The 23865-nt window shown below is 70.0% G+C and carries 23 protein-coding genes; 6 read left to right on the top strand and 17 right to left on the bottom strand.

Features of this window, described 5'->3' with window-relative positions; genetic code table 11:
* Nucleotides 1–156 precede the first annotated feature (156 nt).
* From ACN20J_RS40570 to ACN20J_RS40560, 3 genes are all read right to left on the bottom strand, one after another.
* Nucleotides 157–1455, bottom strand: coding sequence for an MFS transporter (locus tag ACN20J_RS40570; RefSeq protein ID WP_419667866.1), 1299 nt, complete (start codon nucleotides 1453–1455; stop codon nucleotides 157–159).
* 154 nt (nucleotides 1456–1609) lie between these two features.
* Nucleotides 1610–3004, bottom strand: coding sequence for an amidohydrolase family protein (locus ACN20J_RS40565; protein WP_190227270.1), 1395 nt, complete (start codon nucleotides 3002–3004; stop codon nucleotides 1610–1612).
* Nucleotides 3005–3299: 295 nt separating this feature from the next.
* Nucleotides 3300–4094 (bottom strand): TetR/AcrR family transcriptional regulator, encoded by a 795-nt coding sequence (locus ACN20J_RS40560; RefSeq protein WP_419667865.1) that lies wholly within the window; start codon nucleotides 4092–4094, stop codon nucleotides 3300–3302.
* Nucleotides 4095–4184: 90 nt separating this feature from the next.
* Between ACN20J_RS40560 and ACN20J_RS40555 the strand changes: the two genes are divergently transcribed.
* Nucleotides 4185–5057, top strand: a complete 873-nt coding sequence (locus ACN20J_RS40555; protein WP_419667864.1) for an SDR family oxidoreductase — start codon at nucleotides 4185–4187, stop codon at nucleotides 5055–5057.
* Between the two features lie 82 nt (nucleotides 5058–5139).
* Here the strand turns inward: ACN20J_RS40555 and ACN20J_RS40550 are convergent, their stop codons facing one another.
* Nucleotides 5140–5640, bottom strand: a complete 501-nt coding sequence (locus ACN20J_RS40550; protein WP_189839685.1) for a PaaI family thioesterase — start codon at nucleotides 5638–5640, stop codon at nucleotides 5140–5142.
* Nucleotides 5641–5733: 93 nt separating this feature from the next.
* On the opposite strand from ACN20J_RS40550, the gene ACN20J_RS40545 reads away from it, so the two are divergent.
* Nucleotides 5734–6201: a winged helix-turn-helix transcriptional regulator gene (locus ACN20J_RS40545; protein ID WP_189839686.1), complete on the top strand. Its 468-nt coding sequence runs from the start codon at nucleotides 5734–5736 to the stop codon at nucleotides 6199–6201.
* Between the two features lie 96 nt (nucleotides 6202–6297).
* Here ACN20J_RS40545 and ACN20J_RS40540 read toward each other — a convergent pair whose 3' ends face one another.
* Complete coding sequence (locus tag ACN20J_RS40540) at nucleotides 6298–7236, bottom strand: RNA polymerase sigma-70 factor (RefSeq protein ID WP_419667863.1); 939 nt, start codon at nucleotides 7234–7236, stop codon at nucleotides 6298–6300.
* 195 nt (nucleotides 7237–7431) lie between these two features.
* Here ACN20J_RS40540 and ACN20J_RS40535 point away from each other — a divergent pair, with 195 nt between their 5' ends.
* Both ACN20J_RS40535 and ACN20J_RS40530 read left to right on the top strand, forming a co-directional pair.
* Nucleotides 7432–7917, top strand: coding sequence for a carboxymuconolactone decarboxylase family protein (locus ACN20J_RS40535; RefSeq protein ID WP_189839688.1), 486 nt, complete (start codon nucleotides 7432–7434; stop codon nucleotides 7915–7917).
* A gap of 123 nt (nucleotides 7918–8040) precedes the next feature.
* The gene (locus ACN20J_RS40530; protein WP_189839689.1) at nucleotides 8041–8613 is read left to right on the top strand and encodes a TetR/AcrR family transcriptional regulator; all 573 of its coding nucleotides are present in this window, start codon (nucleotides 8041–8043) and stop codon (nucleotides 8611–8613) included.
* 37 nt (nucleotides 8614–8650) lie between these two features.
* On the opposite strand, the gene ACN20J_RS40525 is transcribed toward ACN20J_RS40530, so the two are convergent.
* Both ACN20J_RS40525 and ACN20J_RS40520 read right to left on the bottom strand, forming a co-directional pair.
* Nucleotides 8651–9517 carry an alpha/beta fold hydrolase gene (locus ACN20J_RS40525; RefSeq protein WP_361922096.1) on the bottom strand — a complete coding sequence of 289 codons (867 nt, stop codon included), beginning with the start codon at nucleotides 9515–9517 and terminating at the stop codon, nucleotides 8651–8653.
* Between the two features lie 78 nt (nucleotides 9518–9595).
* On the bottom strand, nucleotides 9596–10411 hold the full coding sequence (locus ACN20J_RS40520; RefSeq protein ID WP_419667862.1) for an oxidoreductase: 816 nt from the start codon (nucleotides 10409–10411) through the stop codon (nucleotides 9596–9598).
* 202 nt (nucleotides 10412–10613) lie between these two features.
* On the opposite strand from ACN20J_RS40520, the gene ACN20J_RS40515 reads away from it, so the two are divergent.
* Nucleotides 10614–11618, top strand: a complete 1005-nt coding sequence (locus ACN20J_RS40515; protein WP_419667861.1) for an NADP-dependent oxidoreductase — start codon at nucleotides 10614–10616, stop codon at nucleotides 11616–11618.
* A 76-nt stretch (nucleotides 11619–11694) separates the two neighbouring features.
* Here ACN20J_RS40515 and ACN20J_RS40510 read toward each other — a convergent pair whose 3' ends face one another.
* The 5 genes from ACN20J_RS40510 to ACN20J_RS40490 form a co-directional block, all read right to left on the bottom strand.
* Nucleotides 11695–12891, bottom strand: coding sequence for a sialidase family protein (locus ACN20J_RS40510; RefSeq protein ID WP_419667860.1), 1197 nt, complete (start codon nucleotides 12889–12891; stop codon nucleotides 11695–11697).
* A gap of 59 nt (nucleotides 12892–12950) precedes the next feature.
* Nucleotides 12951–14468, bottom strand: coding sequence for an alpha-N-arabinofuranosidase (locus ACN20J_RS40505; RefSeq protein WP_419667859.1), 1518 nt, complete (start codon nucleotides 14466–14468; stop codon nucleotides 12951–12953).
* 52 nt (nucleotides 14469–14520) lie between these two features.
* Nucleotides 14521–15411, bottom strand: a complete 891-nt coding sequence (locus ACN20J_RS40500; RefSeq protein ID WP_419667858.1) for a carbohydrate ABC transporter permease — start codon at nucleotides 15409–15411, stop codon at nucleotides 14521–14523.
* 2 nt (nucleotides 15412–15413) lie between these two features.
* Nucleotides 15414–16322: a carbohydrate ABC transporter permease gene (locus ACN20J_RS40495; protein WP_189839696.1), complete on the bottom strand. Its 909-nt coding sequence runs from the start codon at nucleotides 16320–16322 to the stop codon at nucleotides 15414–15416.
* 124 nt (nucleotides 16323–16446) lie between these two features.
* Nucleotides 16447–17820 (bottom strand): ABC transporter substrate-binding protein, encoded by a 1374-nt coding sequence (locus ACN20J_RS40490; protein ID WP_190227258.1) that lies wholly within the window; start codon nucleotides 17818–17820, stop codon nucleotides 16447–16449.
* Between the two features lie 336 nt (nucleotides 17821–18156).
* On the opposite strand from ACN20J_RS40490, the gene ACN20J_RS40485 reads away from it, so the two are divergent.
* Nucleotides 18157–19182: a LacI family DNA-binding transcriptional regulator gene (locus ACN20J_RS40485; RefSeq protein ID WP_189839698.1), complete on the top strand. Its 1026-nt coding sequence runs from the start codon at nucleotides 18157–18159 to the stop codon at nucleotides 19180–19182.
* A 102-nt stretch (nucleotides 19183–19284) separates the two neighbouring features.
* Here ACN20J_RS40485 and ACN20J_RS40480 read toward each other — a convergent pair whose 3' ends face one another.
* From ACN20J_RS40480 to ACN20J_RS40460, 5 genes are all read right to left on the bottom strand, one after another.
* On the bottom strand, nucleotides 19285–19869 hold the full coding sequence (locus ACN20J_RS40480) for a TetR/AcrR family transcriptional regulator (protein ID WP_361990570.1): 585 nt from the start codon (nucleotides 19867–19869) through the stop codon (nucleotides 19285–19287).
* A 32-nt stretch (nucleotides 19870–19901) separates the two neighbouring features.
* Nucleotides 19902–21071 carry a pyridoxal phosphate-dependent aminotransferase gene (locus ACN20J_RS40475; RefSeq protein WP_419667857.1) on the bottom strand — a complete coding sequence of 390 codons (1170 nt, stop codon included), beginning with the start codon at nucleotides 21069–21071 and terminating at the stop codon, nucleotides 19902–19904.
* 118 nt (nucleotides 21072–21189) lie between these two features.
* Nucleotides 21190–21987: an SDR family oxidoreductase gene (locus ACN20J_RS40470; RefSeq protein ID WP_190227254.1), complete on the bottom strand. Its 798-nt coding sequence runs from the start codon at nucleotides 21985–21987 to the stop codon at nucleotides 21190–21192.
* Between the two features lie 75 nt (nucleotides 21988–22062).
* Nucleotides 22063–23118: a biotin-dependent carboxyltransferase family protein gene (locus ACN20J_RS40465; RefSeq protein ID WP_419667856.1), complete on the bottom strand. Its 1056-nt coding sequence runs from the start codon at nucleotides 23116–23118 to the stop codon at nucleotides 22063–22065.
* The gene (locus ACN20J_RS40460; RefSeq protein ID WP_419667855.1) at nucleotides 23115–23846 is read right to left on the bottom strand and encodes a 5-oxoprolinase subunit B family protein; all 732 of its coding nucleotides are present in this window, start codon (nucleotides 23844–23846) and stop codon (nucleotides 23115–23117) included. The genes ACN20J_RS40465 and ACN20J_RS40460 overlap by 4 nt, the downstream gene beginning before the upstream one ends.
* Nucleotides 23847–23865: the final 19 nt, after the last annotated feature.

Below are 23865 nucleotides of genomic sequence, written 5' to 3'. Positions count from 1 at the left end.
CCTGTTCCGGCCTTGACCGGCCTTGCCCCGTACCGGCGTTGAACGAACCAGTGAGCTCCAGCCCCTCCGCCTGATGGCGAGCAGGGGCTGGAGCTCACTGGTTTGTCCGTGACGGAGGTACGTCGGGAGCGGATCCAAGCAGTACTCCGCCAGGTTTCACCGGTCGCGCCGACGGCCGGCCAAGGCAGGCAGGGAGAGCAGCGTGCCCACCACCAGCAGTACCGCGACGGCGCGGAGGATGCCGCCGAAGCCCTGCCCGGAAAGGGCACCGGCCAATTGGGGGCCCAGGCTGGCGCCGAGGAACATGCTGCAGGCGTAGAGGGCGACGCCCGCGCCCCGGGCGTGGGACGCCATGGTGTGCACGATCTCGACGACGGCGGGAGCGGCCGTCGCCACCGCTGCCACGAACACGAGCAACACCAGCGCGAGGACGCGGACATCGCCGCCCAGCGCGGAGCCCGCCGCGACCGCTCCGGCTGCCACGGACATCGCCAGTACGACGCGTACCGGCGCTGCCAGGCGATGCAGGGCGGACGTGAGGAGCGGTACGGCGACGAGGGCGGGCAGGGCGCTGGCCCGTAGGGCGAGCAGGGCGGCGTTGTCGCCTGCCACGCCAGGAGGTCCGGCGACCACGACCGCCGTGTAGACGGCCACGAAGGAAGCCATGACCGTGGCCGTGGCGAGGTACAGGGCGACGAGGCGCGGCTTGCGCAGGAGACGCGGTACGGCGACGAATGCCTGGAGCAGACTGGGGCCTGAGCCCTGTGCCGCCGTGGGGCGCAGGATGTGCCGGACCGGCCAAAGACTCAGTGCCATGAGGGCGGCGCTGAGGACGAAGACCGTCCGCCAGCCGAGTCCGGCCGCGACGATCTGAGCACCGATCTGCATGAGCACAGCGGACGCCAGCATCCCGCTCGTGACACAGGTGAGGGCGATGCCTCGGCGGTGGGGCGCGAGGTGGCCGGCGATGTACGAGAACGCCGAGGGCGCGAACGTCGCCGCGGTGAGCCCCTGCGCGATGCGCAGTACGACGGCCCAGGTGAGGCTGGGAGCGGCGCTCACCGCCAGTGTGGTGGCGGTGGCCCCCACCAGTCCGCCCGTGATCACCGTCCGAGGGCCGTAGCGGTCGGACAGCGGTCCGGCGATCAGGAACCCCGCCGCGTAGGCGAACCCGAACGCGGTCGCCGTCCACGTCGTCTGCTTCGGGGTGGTGGCGAAGGAGTCGGCCATGGGGGTCAGCATGGCCAGGACGGTGTACATCTGGCCCACGACGAGGACACCGAGTGCGGTCAGCAGGGCCACGGTAGGGGCCGTGGAGGCCGTACGGCTCCCGGTCGGCGGGGGTGGGTCTGCCGCGAGCCGGTCCACTGCGAGCCAGTCCGATGCTTCGGGTGACGCGGATCCGTCTGCCGCGGTGGGCGACGGCGATCGGCGGAGGATGTTGAGGCGGGACATGGGGACTCCGTTGTGCGCGCACGTCAGTGGCGCTGGATTATGAATGTTGGTGCTGATGCTGGTACTGGCGCTCGTGCTGAGTTGAGTTGCCGGGCCTTGTCTGACGGGGGCGTTCCTCGGCTCGGCCGAGCCGAGGAACGCCCCCGAACTCCGGTCAGCTCGCCGGTGTGTTGAGCACGTACGTGCGCGATGCGCTGACCTCGCTCCGCAGGGCCGCGAGGTCCACGTCGAGGACCTGGCCGTTCCACTTGCGGGGTTGGCCGCCCACCAGGACGCCTGTGATGTTGCGGGCGTCGGAGCCCAACACCAGTGTGCCGATGGGGTCGTTGAGGGGCATGTTGTTGAGGTCCTCGGCCTGGACGACCAGCAGGTCGGCCTTCTTGCCGGGAGTGAGCGAGCCGGTGACGTCGCCGAGGCCGTTGGTCCGCGCGCCCTGGAGGGTGGCGAAGTCCAGGACGTCGTGCGTGGTGATGCGGGAGAGGTCGCCGCCGGTTCCGTAGGCGGCGTTGACCGCGCGCATCCGCTGGATCGCGAGCAGGGCCCGCATCTGGGTGAACATGTCGCTGGCGAGGGCGACTTCGACGTCGATGCTCAGGCCGGGACGGATGCCGACGGCGAGCGCCTCGTCCACGGCGGGGATGGCCGTCTCCAGTCCGATCTGCGCGTCCGAGGTGGGCGCGAGGGCGACCGTCGTGCCGGACTCCCCCATCGCCTTCCAGGCTTCGGAGGTCAGACCGGTGGCATGGATCAGGGTGACATCGGGGCCGAGGATGCCCTGCTCGGCCCAGGACAGCACGGCCTCCGAGGAGGACGTACCGAAGACGGCGTCGACGCTGACGCCGATGCCCAAGTCGGCTGCGGTACGGGCGAGTTCGGGACCGTACGCGAGGACGGGGCCGGCGATCTCGTCGGTGGCCAGGGTCGCCATGCGGAGCGTGAGCAGCTGGTCGTCGCTGCTGAAGTACTGGTCCTTGAGGCGGGTCAGGTCGGCCGGCCACTGGCGGTCCCACTCCCCGAAGTGCGGCCCCATCGAGGCGTGCACCCCGCGGATTCCGGTGTCCCGCAGCGCTTCGATCGCCGCGTCGGAGTGTTCACGGGTACGGGAGTTGTGGGAGAAGTCGAGCATGGTGGTGATGCCGCTGTCGATCGCGGTCAGCGCCGCCAGCCTGGTGCCGACGTACATGTCCTGCGGGCGGTAGACCGTGGCGTATCCGGCGAGTGTGGACATCACGTAGCCGCCGAGGTCGTCGACGTCCGGCATGATCCGGCGCAGCTGGGCCTCCCAGGCGTGCCGGTGGGTGTCGACGAAACCGGGGGCCAGGATCGTGCCGGACGCGTCGACGACCACGGCACCGTCCGCGGTCAGGTTCTGCCCGATCGCCGCGATGGCGTCGCCCTCGACGAGCAGGTCGCTGTCGTGCAGGATGCCCAGTTCCGGGTCCATCGTGACGATGGTGGCGCCGGTGAACAGGATGCGCCGACGCGGGTCGGCGGACTGGCGTCGCAGTTGTTCGAGAAGGCTGGCGCTGGTGGTGTCGTCGGTGCTCATGGCGGGCCCCTTTCGGGTGGCTCTTCGCAGGCGCCGCGGAAGGCGCCGAGTCTGGGCCGAGTGGCCCCTATGGGCCAAGACTCGATCCGCGCCCGCACGGCAACCAGGCCGCCGTTTCCCTAGGTGCGACGCACCCAGGACAGCCCGCGGCGGCAGGGGCTCCGCCGTCGAGGGGTGGCGATCGACCGACGGACTACGCCTGAGGAACCCGCCTCGGCGCACCCCGAGACCGGACACACGCCACGGCGCCTCAGCCCTCCGTAAGCGAGAGCCTCAGCCTCCGTAGGCGAGAGCCTCAGCCCTCCGAGGCGAGCCGGTCCAGCCACTCCCTCAGCAAATGCTGCTCCGCGCCGCTGAGGGTCGTCTGTTCGGGCAGCGTGGCGCGCAGGGCGCGGGCGGCACCGGCCGGGCCCGCGTCCTGCACGGCCGGCTCCTCGTTGGTCACGGCGGCGACCATGGACTCCCGAAGAATGGTCAACAGGGCCGGGTTGCGCCGGTCTTCGGGCAGGGACAGCCAAGTGAGCACAGCGCCGCGTGCCGTGGCGTGGATGAGCGTGGCCGCGAGTTCCTCGTCGACGCGGAGCCGGCCACCGGCGGCCAGACGGCGGATACGACCCATCAGGATCTCCATGCCGGCCTTGAAGGCGGGCGAGGCAACTCTGGTGGGCTCGCTGTACATCAACGTGTAGAGCGCGGGATTGGCCAGACCGAACTCGACCGCCAGGTCCCAGCCGGCTCGCAGGTCCTCGATGAGGTCCTGCGGGTCCGGGTCTACGTGCTTGGCCGCGAGAAACGTGGCGAAGCCGTGTTCGGCCACCGCTTCGAGCAGCCCGTCCTTGTCCCCGAACAGCCGGTAGATGGCGGGTGGTTGCAACCCTGCCGCGACCGCGACCGCGCGGGTGGTGACGGCATCGCGGCCCTCGCGCGCCAGCAGGTCGGCGGCGGCCTCGATGACGCGTTGCCGGGTCCGCTCACGGCCGACGACTGCGGAATCGGAGCCGGAATCGGAGCTGGAGTCGGGACCGGAACCGGAAGCGGAGCCGGAAGCGACGGCGGCAGCACCGTCCCTGGCGCGCGAACGTGGTGGCATATATCAACGATACCGCACACGCGTTTCCGTCGTTAATATCAGTGATACGCTCCTTCTGTTTCCACTGGAACCAGACCCCTGGAGCGCAACATGATCATCGTGACCGGAGCCACCGGACAGCTCGGACGCCAGATCGTCGAACGACTGCTGACCCGCGTGCCCGCGGACCAGGTCGGCGTCAGCGTCCGCGACCCACAGAAGGCGCAAGTCTTCGCCGACCAGGGGATACGGGTGCGACAAGGCAGCTTCACGGACGCCGCGAGCCTCGCCCACGCCTTCGAGGGCGCCTCCCAAGTGCTCGTCGTCTCCGTCGACAAGATGGGCGAAGAGGCCGTGCGGCAGCACCGCGCCGCGATCGACGGTGCCGTCGCGGCCGGCGCCCGCCGCATCCTCTACACCAGCCACATGGGCGCCGGTGCCTCGTCGCGTTTCCAGCCCTGCCGCGACCACGCCGCCACCGAGGACGCGCTGCGCGCCTCCGGCGTACCGTTCACGTCACTGCGCAACGGCTTCTACGCCGCCAGCGCGGTGCAGTTCCTCGGCCACGCCATGGGGTCCGGCGAGGTCGCGCTCCCCGCGGACGGACCCGTCAGCTGGACCGCCCACGCCGACCTCGCCGAGGCGGCAGCCGTCATCCTGGCCGACGAAGGCCGCTTCGACGGCCCGACACCCCCGCTCACCGCCGCACAGGCGCTGACCTTCGACGACATCGCGCGCATCGCCACCGCCGTCACCGGCCGCACCATCACAAGGAGCACCGCACCCGACGACCGGTTCCAGCAGCAGTTGGTGGGCCGCGGCGTCCCCTCCGAGGCCGCGGACCAGCTGCTCGGCATCTTCGCAGCGAGCCGCGCCGGCGAATTCGCCGCCGTCGACCCGACGTTGACCACCCTGCTCGGCCGCGAACCCATCACCCTGAGCACGGTCCTGCGCAAGGAACTCTCCGACAACGACGGGCACTGACCGACCGGCTGCACGGACCGGCACCCGCGGAGGCGAAGGCCAAAACGGAAGCCAAGACGAAGCCCAAGGCGAAGGCCAAGTCTCACCGCTGAGCGGGCGGCACCGGAAAGAGCAGGCAGCTGCTGGTGGCATGGGCGAGCAGACGGTCCTTCACGTCGACCAACTGCGCCTGGGCGAGGGCGGTTTGACGGCCCTGGTTGACCACCGTACCGATGGCTCGCACCCTGCCCGTGTCCACGGTGATCCGCCGCAGGAACTTCACCGTCAGGTCGAGCGAGGTGTACGCCATGCCCTGCGGGAGGGTGGACTGGACGGCGCAACCCGCCGCCGAGTCGAGCAGGGTGGCGAAGATTCCGCCGTGCACGCTGCCGATCGGGTTGTAGTGCTCCTCCCCCGGCATCAGAGAGAACACCGCCCTGCCGGGCTCCACCTCGTCCAGGGCGAAGTCCATGCTGGCACCGATGGGTGGCGGTGGCAGTCGCCCGGCCTGCACCTCGCGCAAGAAGTCGATACCGGCCATGCGCCCGGCGGCCTCCGCCAGGATCGCGGGGTCCTCCCACTGATACGTACGCGTTCGTCCCACGATCCAACGCCTTCCCGTCTGACTTTTGCAAAAGAAGCTAGCTTCCGGCTCACCTGACTGTCAATGACGAAGCCAGGCCTCTACGATGGCGGAATGGAGTGGCTTGAGGCGAGCACGGAGAACTGCCCCGTCCAGCGGACGCTCGACGTGGTCGGGGAGAAATGGACGCTGCTGATCCTGCGTGACGCCGTCAACGGAGTCCGCCGCTTCGACGACTTCCACCGCCACATCGGCCTGTCGGAGGCTGTCCTCAGCGACCGCCTCCGAAAGCTGGTCTCGGCCGACATCCTCAAGACCGTCCCCTACCAGGAGGCGGGCAGCCGCTCCCGCAACGAGTACCGCCTGACCCGCAAGGGCTGGGACCTGTGGCCCGTCCTGATGGCGCTGAGCCAGTGGGGCGAGACGTACGCCCTCGGCGCCGAGGGCCCGGTACTGGACGTCCGTCACACCGACTGCGACGCGCCGGTCCGCGTCGTCGTGGAGTGCTCCGCGGAGCACTCCACGCTCACCCCCAGGGAGGTCACCGCCCGACTGGGATCCGGCGCCCGCCCTCGATCGTGAACCCCCACTCTCGATCGTGAACCCCCGGTCCGAGCCTCGCGGGCCCGCTCAAGATGGCTTCCGAGAGGCTCGGGATGGTTTCCGGGAGGCCCGGGCTCAGCGGCGCAGGGCCGTCTCCCGCTCCATGTGTGACAGCTTCTCGGGATTGCGTACGGCATAGAGGCCGGTGATCAGGCCGTCGTCGATGCGCACCGCCACGACGGTGTCGAGCTCGCCGTCGAGCCGGACGATCAGCGCCGGGTGGCCATTGACCTGCGCGGGCCGCATCGACACCGCGTCGGCGACCCTGCCGAGCCCCCCGACCAGCAGGCGGGCCACCTTGTCGGCCCCGACGATGGGACGCAGCACGGCCTGCTTGACTCCGCCGCCGTCACCGAGCAGGACGACATCCGGCGCGAGGGTGTCGAGCAGGCTCTGCAGATCGCCCGTGTTCACTGCCCGTTGGAACGCTTCGAGCGCGTCGCGGGTCTCGGCCTGGGAAACGACCCCGCGCGGCCGACGCGCCGCGACGTGCGCCCGTGCCCGGTGCGCGATCTGGCGGACGGCGGCCGGGTTCTTGTCGACGGCCTCGGCGATCTCGTCGTACCCGAGGTCGAACACCTCGCGCAGCACGAACACCGCCCGCTCGGTCGGCTGCAGCGTCTCAAGCACCAGCAGCATCGCCATCGAGACACTGTCGGCCAGCTCGACGTCCTCGGCCACGTCGGGCGTAGTGAGCAGCGGTTCGGGCAGCCAGGATCCGACGTAGGACTCCTTGCGGCGGCCGAGCGTACGGAGCCGGCTCAGCGCCTGGCGCGTGGTGATCCGGACCAGGTACGCGCGGTGGTCCCGCACGGTGCCGAGGTCGACGCCCGCCCAGCGCAGCCAGGTCTCCTGGAGGACGTCCTCGGCGTCGGCGGCCGAGCCGAGCATCTCGTAGGCGACGGTGAACAGCAGGTTCCGATGGGCGACGAACGCCTCGGTGGCGGGGTCCGTGCGTCCGCCGTCGGCGAGTTGCCCGGCCGTGCCCTCTGCGCGCTCACCGTGCTCGCTCATCACCGGCTGCTCCTGCCTGTTCGCTGTCGACGGTCTCACGCGCACAAGACGCCGGTCGCCGCCGCTCTGTGACATCCATGAGCGGTGGCGCACGTCACACGACCGCCCCGTCACAGGGAGCGAGGCGCCGGCGTCTCGTGTTCGGCCAGTGCAACACCACGAGTCCAGTGCGACACCACGAGTGAGGACGAAGCCATGGACGCCCGATTCAACCTGTTCGACAACGAGATCGCCGGCAGGTTCGCCAAGCGGTTCGCAGGCGCAGGCCTGGTGATCCAGCAGTCGCCGCTGCCCAAGTCCACGCAGGAGCTGGTGTCGCTGCGCGCCAGCCAGATCAACGGCTGCGGCTGGTGCATCGACATGCACACCAAGGAGGCCGCGGCCGCCGGCGAGACCGCGGTCCGGCTCAACCTGGTCGCCGCCTGGCGCGAGTCCACCGTGTTCACCGAGCCCGAGCGGGCCGCGCTGGCACTCGCCGAAGAGGGCACCCGGCTCGCCGACGCCCACGAAGGCGTGTCCGACGAGACCTGGGCCCAGGCACGCAAGCACTACGACGACGACCAGATCGCCGCACTGGTCTGCCTGGTCGCCCTGATCAACGCGGCCAACCGGCTCGCCGTGATCGTGCACCAGCGGGGCGGCTCCTACGAGCCCGGCATGTTCGCCGCCGCGTTCGACTGACCGACAGCCGCAGCCGGGGTGCCTCCTGCCGGCCCGCCCGCCGACCGTAGTATTACGTACGTCAGCTCATGACCTAGGCTTGGGTGCGGGGCAACGGTCTCACGGAGCGAACGGAGGAAGCTCGTGGTGCGCTACGCCAAGGAGCACAAGCAGGTGACGCGGCAGCGCATCATCGAGAAGGCCGGCCATCGGTTCAAGCAGGACGGCATCGACGGCTCGGGCATCTCCACACTGATGTCGGACGCCGGGCTCACCAACGGAGCCTTCTACGCCCACTTCGCGTCCAAGGACGACCTCGTCGCCCATGTCGTGGCCGAGGAACTGCGCACGCAGGTCGCGAGATACGGCACGCTGCGGCCCGGCCGTCCGGGGCTCGAGGACTTCGTTCGCGAATACCTCTCGCCCGAGCACCGGGACCACCCCGGCCTCGGGTGCCCCTCCGCCGCCCTGCTCGACGAGATCGGCCGCTGCGGGGACGAGACCAAGCAGGCCTACACCGACGGCGCGCGGGACATCGTGGAGGAGATGGCCGCCCGTCTGGCACCCGAGGATCCGCGGTCCGCCCGCGGCAGGGCCATCGGGCTCTTCACCATGGTGGTGGGGACGTTGCAGCTGTCCCGCGCCCTGTCCGACCGGAAGTTCTCCGACGAGGTCCTTGAGCAGGGAATCGAGAACGCCCTCGCGTTCATGCGCTGAGGGAGGGCGCGCGGCCGCACTCGGCGCCTGCCGGCCACTACCGTTGGAGGAACTCGACAGCCGTGGCCACGAACTCCCGGTGAAACTGGAAGATGCCGCCGTGGCCGGCGTCGGGGTAGATCACCAGCTCGCCGTCCGGCACCCGCCGCGCCAGGTCGTACGAGTTCTGCGACGGAACCATCCTGTCGCTCTCACCGTTCGCGACGAGCACGGGCTGCCGGATGACGGAGAGATCCTGGGGCCGCTCCAGCCCCCAGCGGTGAATGGCCTTGAGCTGGTTGCTGTACGAAATCGGGGAGATCGCCTTGTCCCGGTCCTGGGTGCGCTCCTTGAGGCGGGCCAGGAACTCCTTCCCGGCCCGGCGCCCGCCCGCGGTGCGTGTGAAGAAGAGAAACTGCTTCGGATCCTGAAGGGTGAACAGCCCTCGGACGGTGTCGAGATGGGACAGCCGGGTCACGTTCTTGATGCCCTCGCCGCCGGCGGGACCGGTACCCGTGAGGATGAGTTTGCGGACGAGATCCGGATCGGTCTGCGCGATCACCTGGGCGATCATGCCGCCCATCGAGAAGCCATGCAGGTCGACGTGGTCGAACCCGAGCGCCCGAATGAAGGTGACGGCGTCCTTCGCCATCGCCTGGATGGTGCGGGGTGTCGAACCGGTGGATGCGCCGACACCTCTGTTGTCGAACGTGACGACCCTCCGCTCGGCCGCGATGCCGTCGACGACCCGGGGGTCCCAGTTGTCGAGGACCGCGGCGAGGTGGGTGAGAAAGACAACCGGGACACCGGACCGGGGACCGAGCTCGCGATAGGCGAAGGTCACTCCCCCGGCGGTGATGGTGCGGGTCGGTGCGTTCTTGTACGACGTCACCTCATGGCCTCGTACATCCTGTGAGTCGTTCATGGTCCTGCCCTTCGGTGTGGGGGTTTCTGTGAGCGCGCGCCGGCCTCTCCCTGCCGGAATCGCGAACCGGCCCTGGTGTCAGCCGGCCAGCTTGTTGAACTTGCGGATCTGCTTGTCGAAAGCCCGGGCGGGAACGATGCGGCGCAGCACGCTGAGGCGTCCGGCCAGCGGGCCGGCGGTGTAGCGCAGCTTCGGCGTCGGATCGGTGGCGGCCGCGACGATCGCCTTGGCGACGACGGCGGGGGCATCGCCGCCCCTGACCGCCTCCGCGACCAGCCGTTCTGCGATACGCCGCTGCTCCGCGTAGACCGCCAGCGGCGTATCGGGCTGCACGATGTTCCCTTCGAACGCGGTGCTGGTCGCGCCGGGCTCGACCAGCAGGATCCGGACGCCGTGCTCGCGGACCTCGTGGTCCAGGGATTCGGAGTAACCCTCGACCGCGTGCTTGGACGCGACGTACACGGCCATGTAGGGCTGGGGGATGAAACCGTAGATCGACGACGTGTTGATGACGCGTCCGCGGCCCTGGGCGCGCATGTGCGGCAGGACGGCCTTCGTCATGCGGATGAGGCCGAACACGTTGATGTCGAAGACGCGCTGGTCCTGCGCCAGGGAGCTTTCCTCGGCGGCGCCTGTCGAGCCGATGCCGGCGTTGTTGACCAGGACGTCGATCCGGCCGAACCGGTCGGTGACCTGCCGGACCAGGGCGGTGACGGACGCGTCACCGGTCACGTCGAGGTCGAGGAAGGTGACGCCGTCGAGCGGGGTGACCTCCGAGGTCTTCCGGCCGGTTCCGACCACCTCGAAGCCCGCTTCGACGAGCGCGAGAGCGGCTGCTCTTCCGATGCCGGAGGACGCACCCGTCACGAGTGCCACCGGCCGTGATGTCGTCATGAGGAGTCCTTGAGGAATTGATGATGCTCATGCGCTCTACAGGGATTCGGGACGCCGGCGGTGCGCCACGGCAGTCCCGGGAGCAGCGAGTCCGCACCAGCGAGTCCATTTGCGGACTACCGACCCGCAGCATAGCATTATGACCGTAATTTAATAAACCACGGCAACCCTGTCCACCTGCGGACGGGACAAGGAGACGACGATGAGGGCCTTCACGGTGGAGCGCTACGGCAGCAAGGACGGAGTGCGTGTCGGCGACGTGCCGGAGCCGGACGTGGGCGCGGACGACGTGCTGGTCCGGATCGTGGCCGCGAGCGTCAACCCGCTCGACCGCATGATCCGGGACGGCGAGATGAAGACGATCCTGCCGTACAAGGTCCCGTTCGTCCTGGGCAACGACCTGGCCGGAGTCGTGGTCGAGGTGGGCGCGGCCGTCACGCGGTTCGCGGTGGGCGACGAGGTCTTCGCGCGGCCCGACAAGAACCGGATCGGTACGTTCGCCGAACGCATCGCGGTGCACCAGGACGACGTGGCGGTCAAGCCCACCACGCTGACCATGGAGGAGGCGGCGTCCCTTCCCCTGGTCGCCCTGACCTCATGGCAGGCGCTGGTCGAGCGGGCGCACGTTCAGCCGGGCCAGAAGGTCCTCGTCCACGCGGGTTCGGGCGGCCTCGGCACCATCGCCGTCCAGCTGGCCAAGCAGTTGGGCGCGTACGTGGCCACCACCACGAGCACGGCCAACGTGGACCTGGTGAAGCGGCTGGGCGCGGACGTCGTCGTCGACTACAAGAAGCAGGCGTTCGAGACGGTGCTGCGCGACTACGACGTCGTCCTCGACTCGCTCGGCGGCGAGACCCTCAAGAAGTCCCTGGACGTGCTCAGGCCCGGTGGAAAGGTCATCAGCGTCGCGGGCCCTCCGGACGCCGCTTTCGGCAGAGAGCTGGGAGCGAACCCGGTCGTCCGGCTGGCGATGTCCGCACTGAGTCTCCGGACCCGACGAGCCGCCCGGCGCCGCGGCGTGACGTACTCGTTCCTGTTCATGAGGGCCAGCGGCGACCAACTGCGCGAACTCACCCCTCTCATCGAGGCGGGCAGGATCCGCCCCGTCGTCGACACCGTGTTCCCGTTCGAGTCCGCCCGAGAAGCACTGGAGTACGTCGAAGCCGGGCGTGCGAAGGCCGGCAAAGTCGTCGTCAGGATGACGTGAGGGCCATGGGCATGACTCTGTGGGCACCACCACGAGACCGGGTGGTGCCCACAGCGTCATGCCCGGCGCAGGTGACTCAGGACGACGGCACGGGCTTCGTGGCGAAGTACGGCTTGCAGACTCCGCCGACCCAGTCGGTGGCGATCTCCAGCAGGCTGTTGCCGTCCGTCGACGGCAGCAGGGCGGAGCTGTAGTTGGGGCAGTAGTCGACGACCGTCGAGTCGACGGTGACGGGCGCCGGGATCTCCCGCCAAGTTCCGCTGCCGCCCGCGCTGTTGACCCAGACTGTCCGTCCGCTGCCGGCGGCCCGGGTGCCGTCCTTGTTGTAGAGAACCTGGCCGATGAGGAAGAGCCGGCCCAGCGGATTGCCCGCCTCTGGAGCCCAGGCGACGGTCGGGGCGTGCTTGAAGTACTTGCCGTCGGCCGTCTCGGGCCGGTGGCCGAGGAACGGACCGCTCGACCAGTCCCAGCCGTCGGCCGAGGTCCGGTAGTGCACGACGCACTGGTACTGCCCGGGGGCGGCGCAGATCTCGTACGACATGAAGTAGGTGCCGTTGCCGAGCTTGCGGACGACTGCCATGCCCGGGCGGTCGGTGGCGAGCGGGCTGATGACGGTGGCGCGATGTCCGGTCCAGGTCACGCCGTTCGAGGTGCGGGCGGCCATGAGCTTCTGGCTGTGTGCGGAGTCGGTCTCGTCCGAGTAGTGGGCGACCAGTCGGCCGGTGGCGTCGACGGAGAACTCGGGCTCCCACAGGCCTCCGGTGCTGCCCGCGGTCGCGATGGTGGACAGGTAACTCCAGGTGCGTCCCACGTCGTTGCTCTTGAAGACGCGCAGGGCCATGCGGCGGTTCGTCTCGTCCTGGCCGACCGAGGCCGACCACAGCAGCGTGCCGGCGGGCAACTCGCCGACTCTCTGCGGGAGTTCGAAGAGAGTGGAGCAGCACAGTCCCTGCCCACCGGCCGCCTCCGGGTCGGTGACGGTGCCGACCTGACGGAAGGACGCGCCGGAGTCGGTGCTCTCGTAGACGGCCCCGAGTCCGTTGTTGCCGGAGAAGGTGACCACCGACGACAGGACGCGGCCGTTGGCGCCCGCGTTGTGCGCGAGGCGGACGGCCCGGGGGTACAGGCCGGTGTCGTTGCGCAGTGCGGTGCCGGTCGCGGCGTCCGCGGTTCCGGACTGGGCGGTGAGCAGAGCGGCCAGGAGGGCGATCAACCCGGTGACAAGGGCAGCCAGTTGGAGCGGATGAAACGGCGTACGGGGTCTTGCCGACATCAGATTCTCCCATCGGGGTGCGGGCTGGATCTGTTCGGACGGTGACGTCCGGCGTGACATCACTCGGCAGGGGCCAGGCGGATGACGTTCCAGGACACCGGAGCCAGCTCCGCCTCAAGAGCCCCGTCGGCGGTGACCTGGGCTCCGCCCCCGCTGCGCGGCGTCACGCGCTCCGGCTCGGCCTGGGTGTTGACGGCGTCCGGGTCCCGGGCGGCGAGTACGAGGTGCTCCAGCACCCGGTATCCCGACAGTGCGCCGCGCAACTCGGCCCGCAGGCGCAGGGGTTGCTCCTGGCCACGGTTGACGGCGAGGACCGTGAGCGCGCCGCTCTCCTCCTCGTACGTCACCACCGTGTCGAGCGCCGATACGTCTCCGTGCCGCGCCGTGTCGATGCGGGACCCGGTGATCTCGGTACGCAGCACCTTCCCGGTGGCGAACCGGGCCGCCTGGGCGAACGGGTGGAAGGTGGTCTGCCGCCAGCTGGCACCTCCCGGTTCGCTGCGGATCGGGGCGATGACGTTGACCAGCTGGGCGAGACACGCGATGGCGACCCGGTCCGCGTTGCGCAGGAGCGTGATGAGCAGCGAGCCGACGACGACGGCGTCGGTCACGCTGTACGTGTCCTCGATCAGGCGGGGTGTCTCGGCGGTCTCCAGGTTGCGTTCCCCGACAAAGCGGGCGGCGTACCAGACGTTCCACTCGTCGAACGAGAGCCTGATGTGCTTCTTGGCGCGGCGCGCGGCCCGTACGTGGTCGGCGGTGGCGACCACGTCGCGGATGTACTGGTCCATGTGCGCCCCGGACGCCAGGAAGCTGGCACGGTCGCCGTCGAACTCCTCGTAATAGGCGTGCAGGGAGAGGTAGTCGACCTCGTCGTACGTCTGCTCCAGGACCTCGCGCTCCCAGGTGCCGAAGGTCGGCATGGCCGCGTTGGAGCTGCCGCAGGCGACCAGTTCGATGGACGGGTCGACCTGGCGCATCGCCTTGCCGGTCTCGGCCGCGAGCCGTCCGTACTCGGTGGCCGTCTTGTGGCCGGTCTGCCAGGGGCCGTCCATCTCGTTGCCCAGGCACCACAGTTTGACGTCGTGGGGTTCGGGGACGCCGTGCTTGATCCGCAGATCGGACCAGGCGGTGCCGCCGGGCTGGTTGCAGTACTCCACCAGGGCGCGGGCCGCGTCGATTCCGCGGGTGCCGAGGTTGACCGCCATCATCGGGTCGAGACCGAGCTGCCGGGCCCAGGTGAGGAACTCGTTGGTGCCCACCTGGTTGGTCTCGATGGAGCGCCATGCCAGGTCGAGCCGGCGCGGCCGCTCGGAGGCGGGGCCGACCCCGTCCTCCCAGTGGTAGCCGGAGACGAAGTTGCCTCCGGGGTAGCGGACCAGGCCGGTGCCGAGTTCTCGTACGAGGTCCGCGACGTCGGTCCGGAATCCGGCGGCGTCCGCCGAGGGATGGCCGGGCTCGTGGATACCGGTGTAGACGCAGCGGCCCATGTGCTCGACGAACGTTCCGTACAGGCGCGGGTCCACCTCCCCGATGGTGAACTCGGGGTCGACGGTGAACCGTGCGGTGTGCGGCATGCTGGAGCCTTTCTCGGTATGGCGAAGGGTGTGAACTGGCAGCCGGGGATGGTTACTTGAGACCGGTTCCGGCGATGCCCTCGACGATGCGGCGCTGGAACAGCAGGAACACGGCGAGGAGCGGGACGGCGCCGAGTACGGCGGAGGCCATCAACTGGGCGTAGGGCACGCCGAAGACGTCCTGGACCGAGGTCAGTCCGACCGGGAGGGTCATCATTTCCGGGTCGGTGACGACCAGGAGGGGCCACAGGAAGTTGTTCCAGACCCCGACGAACACGAAGATCGTCACCGCGGAGATCACCGGACGCGAGATGGGCATGACGATCTGCCGGTACGTACGCAGCCAGCCCGCGCCGTCCGCGCGTGCCGCGTCGATCAGCTCCCTGGGGATGCCGTCGAAGAACTGCTTGAAGACGAACACGGCGACGACGTTGGGGACTTGGGGCAGCACGACTCCCCAGTAGGTGTTGAGCAGGAGGCCCACCGACTGGAGCGCCAGGAACTGGGGGATCATGAGGACCTGCCCCGGAATCATGATCCCGGCGAGGAGCACCACGAACGCGGCACGGCGCGTCCTGAAGCGGGTCTGGGAGAGGGCGAAGGCGGCGAGCGACGCGGCGACCACGGTGAGCGCGGTGGTGAGGATCGACGTGATGAAGCTGTTCGCGTACCAGTAGGGCAGCTTCCCCGCGTCGAAGATGTCGCCGTACGCCGAGAGGGTGGGGTGTGCGGTGAACCAGTTGGTCGGGTCGGTGACGACTTCCTGCGCGGGCCGTACGGAGGTGGCGAGTGCCCAGGCCAGGGGCACCAGCCACAGCAGCGCGAAGGCGATGAGGGCGCCGAGGGCCACCCGGTTGAACAGGCGCTCGGCGTCATACCTGCGAGGAGGCCCGGCTGTGGTCGTCCTCTGCTCGGTCACGGGCGGTGTGGCGACGGCGGTCATGATCAGCGCTCCTTCTCGGCGCGGCGGACGAGTGCGAACCAGACGAGCGAGACCAGCAGGATCACCACGAAGAGCAGCAGCGAGACGGTCGACGCGTAGCCGACGCGGCCCTCGACGAAGCCCGTGTCGTAGATGAGTTGGAGGGAGGGGCGGGTGCTCCCGTCGGGACCGCCCATGGTCAGCATGTAGATCTGGTCGAAGACCTTCAGGGAGGCGACCGCCTGGAGGACCGTCACGAGGGTCGTGGTGCGGCCGAGCATCGGCACGATGACATGACGGATGCGCTGCCAGGGTCCGGCCCCGTCGATGGCCGCGGCCTCGTGCACGGAACGCGGGATGTCCTGCAGACCGGCCAGGTACAGAACGAAGTTGAACCCGATCGTCCACCACACGGTGGCGGCGGCGATGGAGATCATCGCCCAGTCCGGATCGCCCAGCCAGGACGGCGGGGTGTCCACGCCGATCCACTTCGCGGCCTGCTGGGCGAGGCCCACCTGATCGGCGTAGATGAACGTGAAGATCAGCGAGATGACCGCCGAGGGCAGCACGAACGGCGCGAAGAAGGCGAAGCGGAAGAACCAGCGTCCGCGTACGAAGCGGTCGGCGAGAATCGCGAGCACCAGGCTGAGCAGCACGAGCGGAACGGTGGTCAGCACGGTGAACCACAGCGTGTTCTTCAGCGTGCGCCAGAACTCGTCGTCGCCCAGCACGGCCGTGTAGTTGGACAGCCCGGCGAAGTCGCCGAGGCCCTTCTTGAGCAGGCTGGCGTCGAAGAAGCCGGCCACGACCGTATAGATCAGCGGTCCCACCAGAAAGACCAGGTAGAACAGGGCGAAGGGCAACAGCATCCCCGGACCGGCCCAGCGGTCACCTCTGCCGGGGGCCTTGGTCGGTGCGGTTGTCGTGGCCATGGGACGGCCCTTTCAGTCAGGACATGCGGAATCTCAGACGTGCGGGGCCCGATGCGGGCCGTGACAGCGGCAGTCGGCGGCCGGGCAGGGCGGCCTGCAGCGGCGCGGAGTACGGGGACGCGGCTTACAGGGGCGCGGGCCTGCTTGCGAGTTCGCGCAGCTCGCGGCGCATACGTGCGGCTCCGGCGGTGGGGCTGGTGGCACCGGTGAACACGGACGTCACGGCGTTGCCGACGACGACCTGCAACGTGCTGCCCGCGCCGCTGTACCAGGCGGCAGGGTCGTAGGCCGCGCCGTCGGCGGCAGCGGCGTAGTGGGACTGCGGTGCGAGGTCCCGGTAAGCGGGTGACTGCTGGGTGGGCAGCCACGCGGGGACGTGTCCGCCCTCCGCCCACAGCTTGCTGGAGTTGAGCAGGGCGGCGACGAACCCCAGGGAGAGATCCAGGCGTTGTGCCGCGGCGGAGGGCGCCTTGGGCAGGACCAGGGAGTGCGAGTCGGCGGCGCAGGCGTAGGGCGCGTCGTGGAAGACCCTCGGCAGCGGCCGTACGTCGAACTTCACCTTGGCGCCCTGGACGGTGAGGACCTGCCAGACGCCGTCCATCAGGAAGCCTGCCTTGCCGGTGGTGAGCATCGTGATGGCGCCCGGGCTGTCGGTGCTCGTGGGGACGACCTTCTCCTGGGTGAGGCGGCGGATGTACGCGAGGGCCTCGGCCGCGGCCGCCGTGTCGATGACGACCTTCTTGCCCTGGTCGGCGACGAGGTCGCCGCCGCCCAGCTGCCGGTAGAACGACCAGAAGAGCCGGAACTGCGTCGAGGCGTCCTTCACCGAGGCGACCGAGCCGCCCCAGGCCCCGGTCACCTCCTTCGCGGCGCGCAGGGCGTCGATGAACGCGTCGGGCCCGTCCACGTCCGTCAACCGGCCCTGTCCGTCGAGCAGTCCGGCCTTCTCGGCGATGTCGGTCCGGAAGTAGAGCACGAAGGGGTGGGTGTCGAGCGGGACGGCGTACAGCTTCCCGTCCACCTGGGACTTCTTCCATGGGCGCGGGTCGAACTTGTCCTCGGTGAGCCCGTGTTGGGCAAGGTCGGACGTCCGCAGTTCGGTGAGCAGTCCCGCCTCGGCGAGCGTGGGCACCTTCGACAGATGGGTGACGGCGACCTGTGGGGGCCGCTCGCCGAGCGTCGCCAGGGTGAGCTTGGTGTAGTACGGGCTGCCCCAGACGAAGGTCGCCGACTTGAGGTCCGTGGCCCGGTGCCGGGCCCGGTAGACGTCCTCCATGGCCAGCAGCCGTTCGCCGTCACCGCCGGTGAAGGGATTCCAGAAGTTCAGCCGTGTCGGTGCGGGCGACCCTCCGGTGAACCCCTGCGCGAACGTGCTGCCGCAGCCGCCGAGGGCGACGGACGAGGCCGCGACGGCGCCGAGCGACAGGGTGCCGCGCAGCAGTGCGCGCCGGGACGGTGGGGGTGGAGGCGGGGAGGCGTGCGGTGTGCGGTCCCGCATGGGCAGGCGTCCTTCCACGGCAGGGAGACCCAACGAGTACAACGTTGGAATGAGTGACAGATTCGAACGGCTCGATCGATGCACGGAGGCGGTTACAACGTTGTATCCCTGCGGAAATTCGACGTCAACACCTGCGCGAAAACTGGTTGCCCGTCAGGGAACGGACTCCCGATCGGGGCATATCGCCCACACGGGGGCGTGAATCTCATACGTGGGACGCGATCCTCTTACAACGTTGCAACATGGATTACGCTGGTCGGCACACCGGCATCGGCTCTCGTGGTGCGTCGACGACGAGGGCGGCCGGAGGAATGCCGGGGAGGGAGGGCGAGCGTCATGGCAGGTGCACGCCTCAAGGACGTCGCGGAACGCGCGGGTGTGTCGATCAAGACGGTGTCGAACGTCGTCCGGGGCGAGATCCGTGTCGCGGAGCAGACCCGGGAGCGGGTACTGCGCGCGATCGCCGAGCTCGACTACCAGCCCAACGCCTCCGCACGCCACTTGCGCACCGGCCGCAGCGGGATCATCGCGCTGGCCGTCCCCGAGCTGGTCGCGCCGTACTTCGCGGAGCTGGCCGCGGAGGTCATCGCGGCCGCCAAGAAGCGCGGCTGCACCGTGCTCATCGAGGACACCGGCGGGGATCCCGCGGAGGAACTGCGTATCGCCTGCGGCCTGAGCGACCCGCTCATCGACGGTGTGCTGCTCAGCCCGCTCAGCCTCGACGAGGCGATGCTCGCCACTCGCGAGCGCCGCGTGCCCCTCGTACTCCTGGGAGAGCAGTCGTACAGGATCCCGGCGGACCATGTACTGATCGACAACTCCGCGGCGGCACAAGAGGCGACCGAGCACCTGCTCCGGCTCGGCCGCCGGCGCATCGCAGTCATCGGCCAGCCGTCGGACCGGGCCCATGCGACGACGGTGCAGCGCATGCACGGCTTCCTGACCGCGCTGCACGCCGCGGGTGTGCCGCACGACCCCAGGCTGGCCCCGGACACCGTGGCGTTCACCCGTGCCGACGGCGCCTCCGCCATGCGGGTCCTGCTCGGTCTGGACGAGCCACCGGACGCGGTCTTCTGCTTCAGCGACCTGCTCGCCTCCGGCGCGGTGCGCGCGGCGCACGAGCACGGCCTGCGGGTGCCGCGCGACCTGGCGGTCGTGGGCTTCGACGACATCCAGGAGACCGGCTACAGCGTGCCGTCACTGACCACCGTGTCGCCCAACAAGCGAGAGATCGCCGAACTGGCGGTGGACGCGGTGCTGCAGAGAATCACCGCCGACGCGGAGGCCCCCCATACGAGACTCACCGCGGGGTATTCGCTGGTGGTACGGGAGAGCACGCAGCCGGATTCGCCGCCGGGGTGACGGACGGCTGCACGCGAGGCCCCGCCCATCGTCTCCCGCTCCCCGTCCCCCGGTCCCCCCCGGTCCCCCGGTCCCCCGGATCGTCCCTGCTCCGGAGCGGCGTCAGCGGTTCCCGTCCGCCGCCGCGGACCACCCGACGAGGGCGCCGCGCAGTGCCGCCACCAGGCGGGTGGCGGCCTCGTCCTCGGTGTGGCCGCTCTTGATGAGGTCGAGGATGTCGCGGGGGTCGAACAGCAGGTTCCACAGGAACAGGGCCTCGTCGCCCATGTCGCCGAGACCGAGTTCCTCGGTGGTCTGCCGCAGCGGTTCGGCGAGCGCCTCGGCCTGCGGGGCGAGATAGCCGGTGCCCTCGCGCAGCCGCTCCAGGTAGCCGCGGTGCGAGCGCATCTGTGCCATCGCGCCGCCGTGTTCGAGGACGAGCGACACCCAGCAGCGGGACACCGCCTCCAGCCTCTCCATGCCACGGGTGGTCTGCCGCCTGCTGAAGTCACGCAGTTCCGAGCCGACTTGGGCCCGGAAGGCGTGCAGGATCTCCTCGACGGACGAGAAGTGCCGGTACGCCGTGGCGGTCGACACCTCCGCCTGCTTGGCGATCTCGGCCAGGCTCACGGGCGTCGGCGAGTTCTCGAACAGCAGCGCGGCGGCCTTGATGAGGTACCTGCGGTTGCGTTCGGTGTCACTGCGCATGGGTCGACTCTCCCGTTGCTGCGGAACGGCGTTCACTGAAGGACCGAGAGGCCGTACGCCAGCCGGCGGACACCCTCGGAGATGGATTCCGGGCTGGCAGCGTACGACAGCCGCAGGTGCCCCTCGCCCCGGGCGCCGAACTCGCTCCCCGGCCGGACCGCGACGCCGTGCGTGCGCAGTGCCGCCACGACCTCCACGGCGGGCAGGTCGAGGTCGTAGCGCGGGAACTGGTAGAACGCCCCCTCCGACGCGCTCAGTGTGAGGCCCGGGATCTCGGCGAGCCCCGCGCGCATGATCGCGCCGCGCTCCTCGTAGGCGGCGCGCATCCTCGCGATGTCCGCGTCGCAGGTCCGCACCGCGACGAGGGCGGCGTCCTGGATGAAGGTGTTCACCGAGCCGTTGAAGGTGTTGTGGATGCGCGCGGCCGCCTGGATCAGCGGCGCGGGGCCCCAGAGGTAGCCGACGCGCCAGCCGGTCATCGCGTAGCTCTTGGAGAAGGTCTGGCAGTAGACCGTACGGTCGCGCAGTCCGTCGAGGGAGATCGCCGAGGTGAAGGGGCGGCCGGTGTAGTCGAGGTCGGAGTACGCCTCGTCGGAGATGACGATCGTGGAGGTGCCGTCCAACAGGTCGGCCAGCGCGTCGAGTTCGGCGCGGCTGTGCACGATGCCGGTCGGGTTGCCCGGGTTGCAGAAGACGAAGAGCTTCGCGCCCACGAGGGCGTCGGCGAGCCGCTCCAGGTCCCAGTGCAGGTCCGGGGCGAGCGGGACGGGTACGACGATGCCGCCGGCCATGCTGACGAGGTCTGCGTAGAGGGAGTAGGTGGGGTCGGGAATGACCACCTTGTCGCCGGGGTCGACGATGGACAGGATCGACGCGGCGAGGCCGGCGGTGCCGCCCTGGGTGATGAGGACGTCGGCGGCGGAGACCGGCGCTCCGGCGATGCCGTGCAGCTTCTCGGCGAGCGCCTCGCGCAGCTCGGGTTCGCCGAGCAGCGGTGAGTAGTGGGTACGTCCGGCGCGCAGCGAGGCGTCGGCCGCCTCGGTCACCTGCTGGGGGGTGTCGAAGTCGGGCTCACCCATGGCGAGGGAGACGAGGTCGCCCTTGGACTGCGGCTGCTGCGTCCGGCGGGAGGCGGCGGCTATCCGGGCGACGGCCTCGGCGGTGGCGAACCGGGGCGGGTACGTGGAGACGGTGGACGGCATGCGCTCCTCCTGGAAGCGAGGTGCTGAAGCGGGTGCTCGGTGCGGGCGTTTGATGCGGGGGCTCGGTGCGGGTGCTGGAGACGGGGGCCGGAGACGGGACTGGCTGGAGGCGGGGTGGTCAGGGCTGTGGTGAAGCGTCGGCGGGGGCGCCCGCCCAGCGGCTGATCTCCAGGTCGGCGGAGGTGTCCCGCTGTCGGGTCGGGGCGACGACGATCTCCTGGAGGACGACCCGCTGGGGCAGAGCGACAGCCAGGCGGACCGCCTCCGCCACGTCCTCGGGCTGCAGCATGTGGGCGCGTTCCTCGGCGGCCGGCGGTCGCGCGCGATTGTCGAGGATGGGCGTGTCCGCCTCGCCGGGCAGCACGGTGATGGCCCGCAGCCCCTGGTTGCGGAACGTGTTGTGCAGGAAGGTCATGAAGTTGCGCACCCCGGCCTTGGCGGCCCCGTAGGCAGCGCCTCCGAGGAGGTTGGGATTGACGGCGGCGAGCGACGAGACGGTGACGATGGTTCCGGTGCCGCGGCCGAGCATGTCGGGGAGCACGGCCTGGGTGAGCTGGAAGACGGCCGTGAGGTTCACGTCGAGGACCTGGCGCCACTCGTCGTGCGGCAGCCACTGCGGGTTGAGCACCGTCGACGCGCTGCCCGCGTTGTTGACCAGGATGTCGACCGGACCGAGGTCGGCGTGGACCCGGTCGAGGACCCGTGTCAGGTCGTCCGGGCGGGTGATGTCCGCGGCGAGCGCGAGGGCGGTGCCGCCCTCGCCGCGGATCGTGGCCGCGACCTCGTCGAGCGCCTCCTGCCTGCGGCCGACGAGCACGACGGTGGCGCCGTCCCGGGCGAGGAGCCGCGCGATTTCGAGCCCCATCCCACTGCCGGCCCCTGTGATGAGCGCGGTCCTGCCGGCCGACGTCGTCACCGTTCCTCCTCCATGATCAGCATGCTTGGCGTGATCGATATGAGACTCTAGCTTCAAATGAGAATATCTTCTCAACTATTGTCCGGGCAAGGACGTCTCGAAGCCGAGCGCGGCGAACGCCTCCGCGACCGCGTGCTCCAGCGCGCACACCTCCGCCTCGCGCCGCGCGAACCGGCGGAGCGAACTCTCGCGGTCGGTCCAGCGGAACCGCAGCCGCCGCCCCGGACCGGCCTGCCCGAGCAACGGCAGACAGGCCCGCGAGGCGACGCCGACGATCGGATAGCCCGCCGTCAGGCTCCGGTATCTGCCGAGCACGATGAGCTCGTCCGCGTGCGGGATCTGCAGCGCGCCGACGGGAACCCCGTGCGACACGATCTCGACGTCGGTGTCCGGGTGGAGCACCGGCCCTTCGAGCCGCAGCCCCACGTGATTGGAGCGAGGGGTCACGACGTACTCCGCCTCCTCGATCACCTCGCGGATGCCGGGGATCGCGTGGATTCCGTGGCTCGCGACGACATCGACGACCCAGGGCCCTTCGTCGAAACGCGGGACGGGGACGGGCAGCCGGAACAACGGCGGCTCGAACAGCCGGCGCCGGAACCCCTGGAACTCCGTGTCCAGCAGGACCCGTGAGCCCCGGGTGACGAGTTGCCCGAACCCCATCCGGGCGTCCGGGGCGGCGCTGCCCAGCAGGGTCTCCGCGGCGAGCGTGCCGTTCACGGCGAGATAGGTGCGGGTTCCTCGGCCGACGTCGGCGTGGACCCGTACCTCATGTCCCTTCGGCACCACGAGCGGTGTCCAGGTCTCGACGGGGGCGCCGCCGACCGTGACGCGGGCGGGGGCGCCGGTCACGGCAAGCAGGACGTCTGTGTCGGGAACGAGGGCCAACTCGCCGCCGAGGTTCTCGATCAGGGTCGCGCAACGGGGGTTGCCCACAAGAAGGTTGGCGACGACCGCGGAGTGCTGGTCGGCGGCCCCGCCGGTCGGGACACCGCGCCGTTCCGTGTCGCGGCGGCCCAGGTCCTGGAAGGTGGTCGTCCATCCCGTGCCGGTGAATTCGAGCGCCACGGTCTTCATCGCCTTCGTCGCCGTCGCCTTCGTCGCCGTCGTCCTCGTCGTCGCGGTTGTCACAGGGACACCTCCACCGGCAGCAGGAAGCCTGCGTCCAGCGCCGCCGCCTCGTCCCGGGTGACGGGGACGAAGCGCATGACGTCGCCGGGGCCGAACGAGACGGGGTCGGGGCGGGAGATGTCGACGATGGTGTGCGGGGTGCGCCCGACCACGCGCCAGCCGGTCGGGCCGGGGAACGGCTGGATGATCGCGTTGTCACCGGCGATCATGATCGCTCCGGGAGCGACGTCCGTACGCGGCTCGGCGCGTCGGCGTACCGGCCCGGGCAGTTCGAGCCCGTCCATCATCGGGGCCATCGCCGCACCCAACAGGGCGACCGTGAAGGTGGACTTCGCGATCGCCTCGACCAACTCGGCTGGTTCCAGGCACACTTCCTCGGCGACGGACACCAGATCGGGACCGGCCTCCTCGTCGAAGACGACCGGGACGGCGAACTCCCGTACCGCACGCGGGAGTTCCGGACCGTCGCCCGGCGCCCATCGGGCCAGCAGCCGGACCGCGTACTCCACGTGCTCCGGCGCGGTCCGCAGCGGATCGAACTCGATGAGCAGGGACTCCAGACCGGAGACGACATCGAGCACGCCGTAGGGGCGGTGCGCGAGGAACCGGTCGCGGAAGGCGACGATCGCGGACCTGCGGACCGCCTGTTCGGCGTGGGGGACGGTCACCATCACCGCCGAGTCCCCGAAGGGCTCGACGGCGACGGTACCGAACGGTGCAGTGGTCATCGGCTGACTCCCGCGCGCT

Origin of the sequence: Streptomyces sp. 2-1 (assembly GCF_048564895.1) — a bacterium.
GTDB classification, from domain to species: domain Bacteria; phylum Actinomycetota; class Actinomycetes; order Streptomycetales; family Streptomycetaceae; genus Streptomyces; species Streptomyces phaeochromogenes.
This window is presented reverse-complemented; position numbering and strand designations above follow the sequence as displayed.

Bases quoted from the DNA above. Each gene is read 5' to 3' on its own strand.
- ACN20J_RS40490 (WP_190227258.1), bottom strand. From the start codon at position 17,820: ATGCGGGACCGCACACCGCACGCCTCCCCGCCTCCACCCCCACCGTCC.
- ACN20J_RS40505 (WP_419667859.1), bottom strand. From the start codon at position 14,468: ATGCCGCACACCGCACGGTTCACCGTCGACCCCGAGTTCACCATCGGG.
- ACN20J_RS40480 (WP_361990570.1), bottom strand. From the start codon at position 19,869: ATGCGCAGTGACACCGAACGCAACCGCAGGTACCTCATCAAGGCCGCC.
- ACN20J_RS40545 (WP_189839686.1), top strand. From the start codon at position 5,734: ATGGAGTGGCTTGAGGCGAGCACGGAGAACTGCCCCGTCCAGCGGACG.
- ACN20J_RS40515 (WP_419667861.1), top strand. From the start codon at position 10,614: ATGAGGGCCTTCACGGTGGAGCGCTACGGCAGCAAGGACGGAGTGCGT.
- ACN20J_RS40570 (WP_419667866.1), bottom strand. From the start codon at position 1,455: ATGTCCCGCCTCAACATCCTCCGCCGATCGCCGTCGCCCACCGCGGCA.
- ACN20J_RS40460 (WP_419667855.1), bottom strand. From the start codon at position 23,846: ATGACCACTGCACCGTTCGGTACCGTCGCCGTCGAGCCCTTCGGGGAC.
- ACN20J_RS40475 (WP_419667857.1), bottom strand. From the start codon at position 21,071: ATGCCGTCCACCGTCTCCACGTACCCGCCCCGGTTCGCCACCGCCGAG.
- ACN20J_RS40560 (WP_419667865.1), bottom strand. From the start codon at position 4,094: ATGCCACCACGTTCGCGCGCCAGGGACGGTGCTGCCGCCGTCGCTTCC.
- ACN20J_RS40520 (WP_419667862.1), bottom strand. From the start codon at position 10,411: ATGACGACATCACGGCCGGTGGCACTCGTGACGGGTGCGTCCTCCGGC.
- ACN20J_RS40485 (WP_189839698.1), top strand. From the start codon at position 18,157: ATGGCAGGTGCACGCCTCAAGGACGTCGCGGAACGCGCGGGTGTGTCG.
- ACN20J_RS40540 (WP_419667863.1), bottom strand. From the start codon at position 7,236: ATGAGCGAGCACGGTGAGCGCGCAGAGGGCACGGCCGGGCAACTCGCC.
- ACN20J_RS40495 (WP_189839696.1), bottom strand. From the start codon at position 16,322: ATGGCCACGACAACCGCACCGACCAAGGCCCCCGGCAGAGGTGACCGC.
- ACN20J_RS40565 (WP_190227270.1), bottom strand. From the start codon at position 3,004: ATGAGCACCGACGACACCACCAGCGCCAGCCTTCTCGAACAACTGCGA.
- ACN20J_RS40525 (WP_361922096.1), bottom strand. From the start codon at position 9,517: ATGAACGACTCACAGGATGTACGAGGCCATGAGGTGACGTCGTACAAG.
- ACN20J_RS40500 (WP_419667858.1), bottom strand. From the start codon at position 15,411: ATGACCGCCGTCGCCACACCGCCCGTGACCGAGCAGAGGACGACCACA.
- ACN20J_RS40510 (WP_419667860.1), bottom strand. From the start codon at position 12,891: ATGTCGGCAAGACCCCGTACGCCGTTTCATCCGCTCCAACTGGCTGCC.
- ACN20J_RS40555 (WP_419667864.1), top strand. From the start codon at position 4,185: ATGATCATCGTGACCGGAGCCACCGGACAGCTCGGACGCCAGATCGTC.
- ACN20J_RS40535 (WP_189839688.1), top strand. From the start codon at position 7,432: ATGGACGCCCGATTCAACCTGTTCGACAACGAGATCGCCGGCAGGTTC.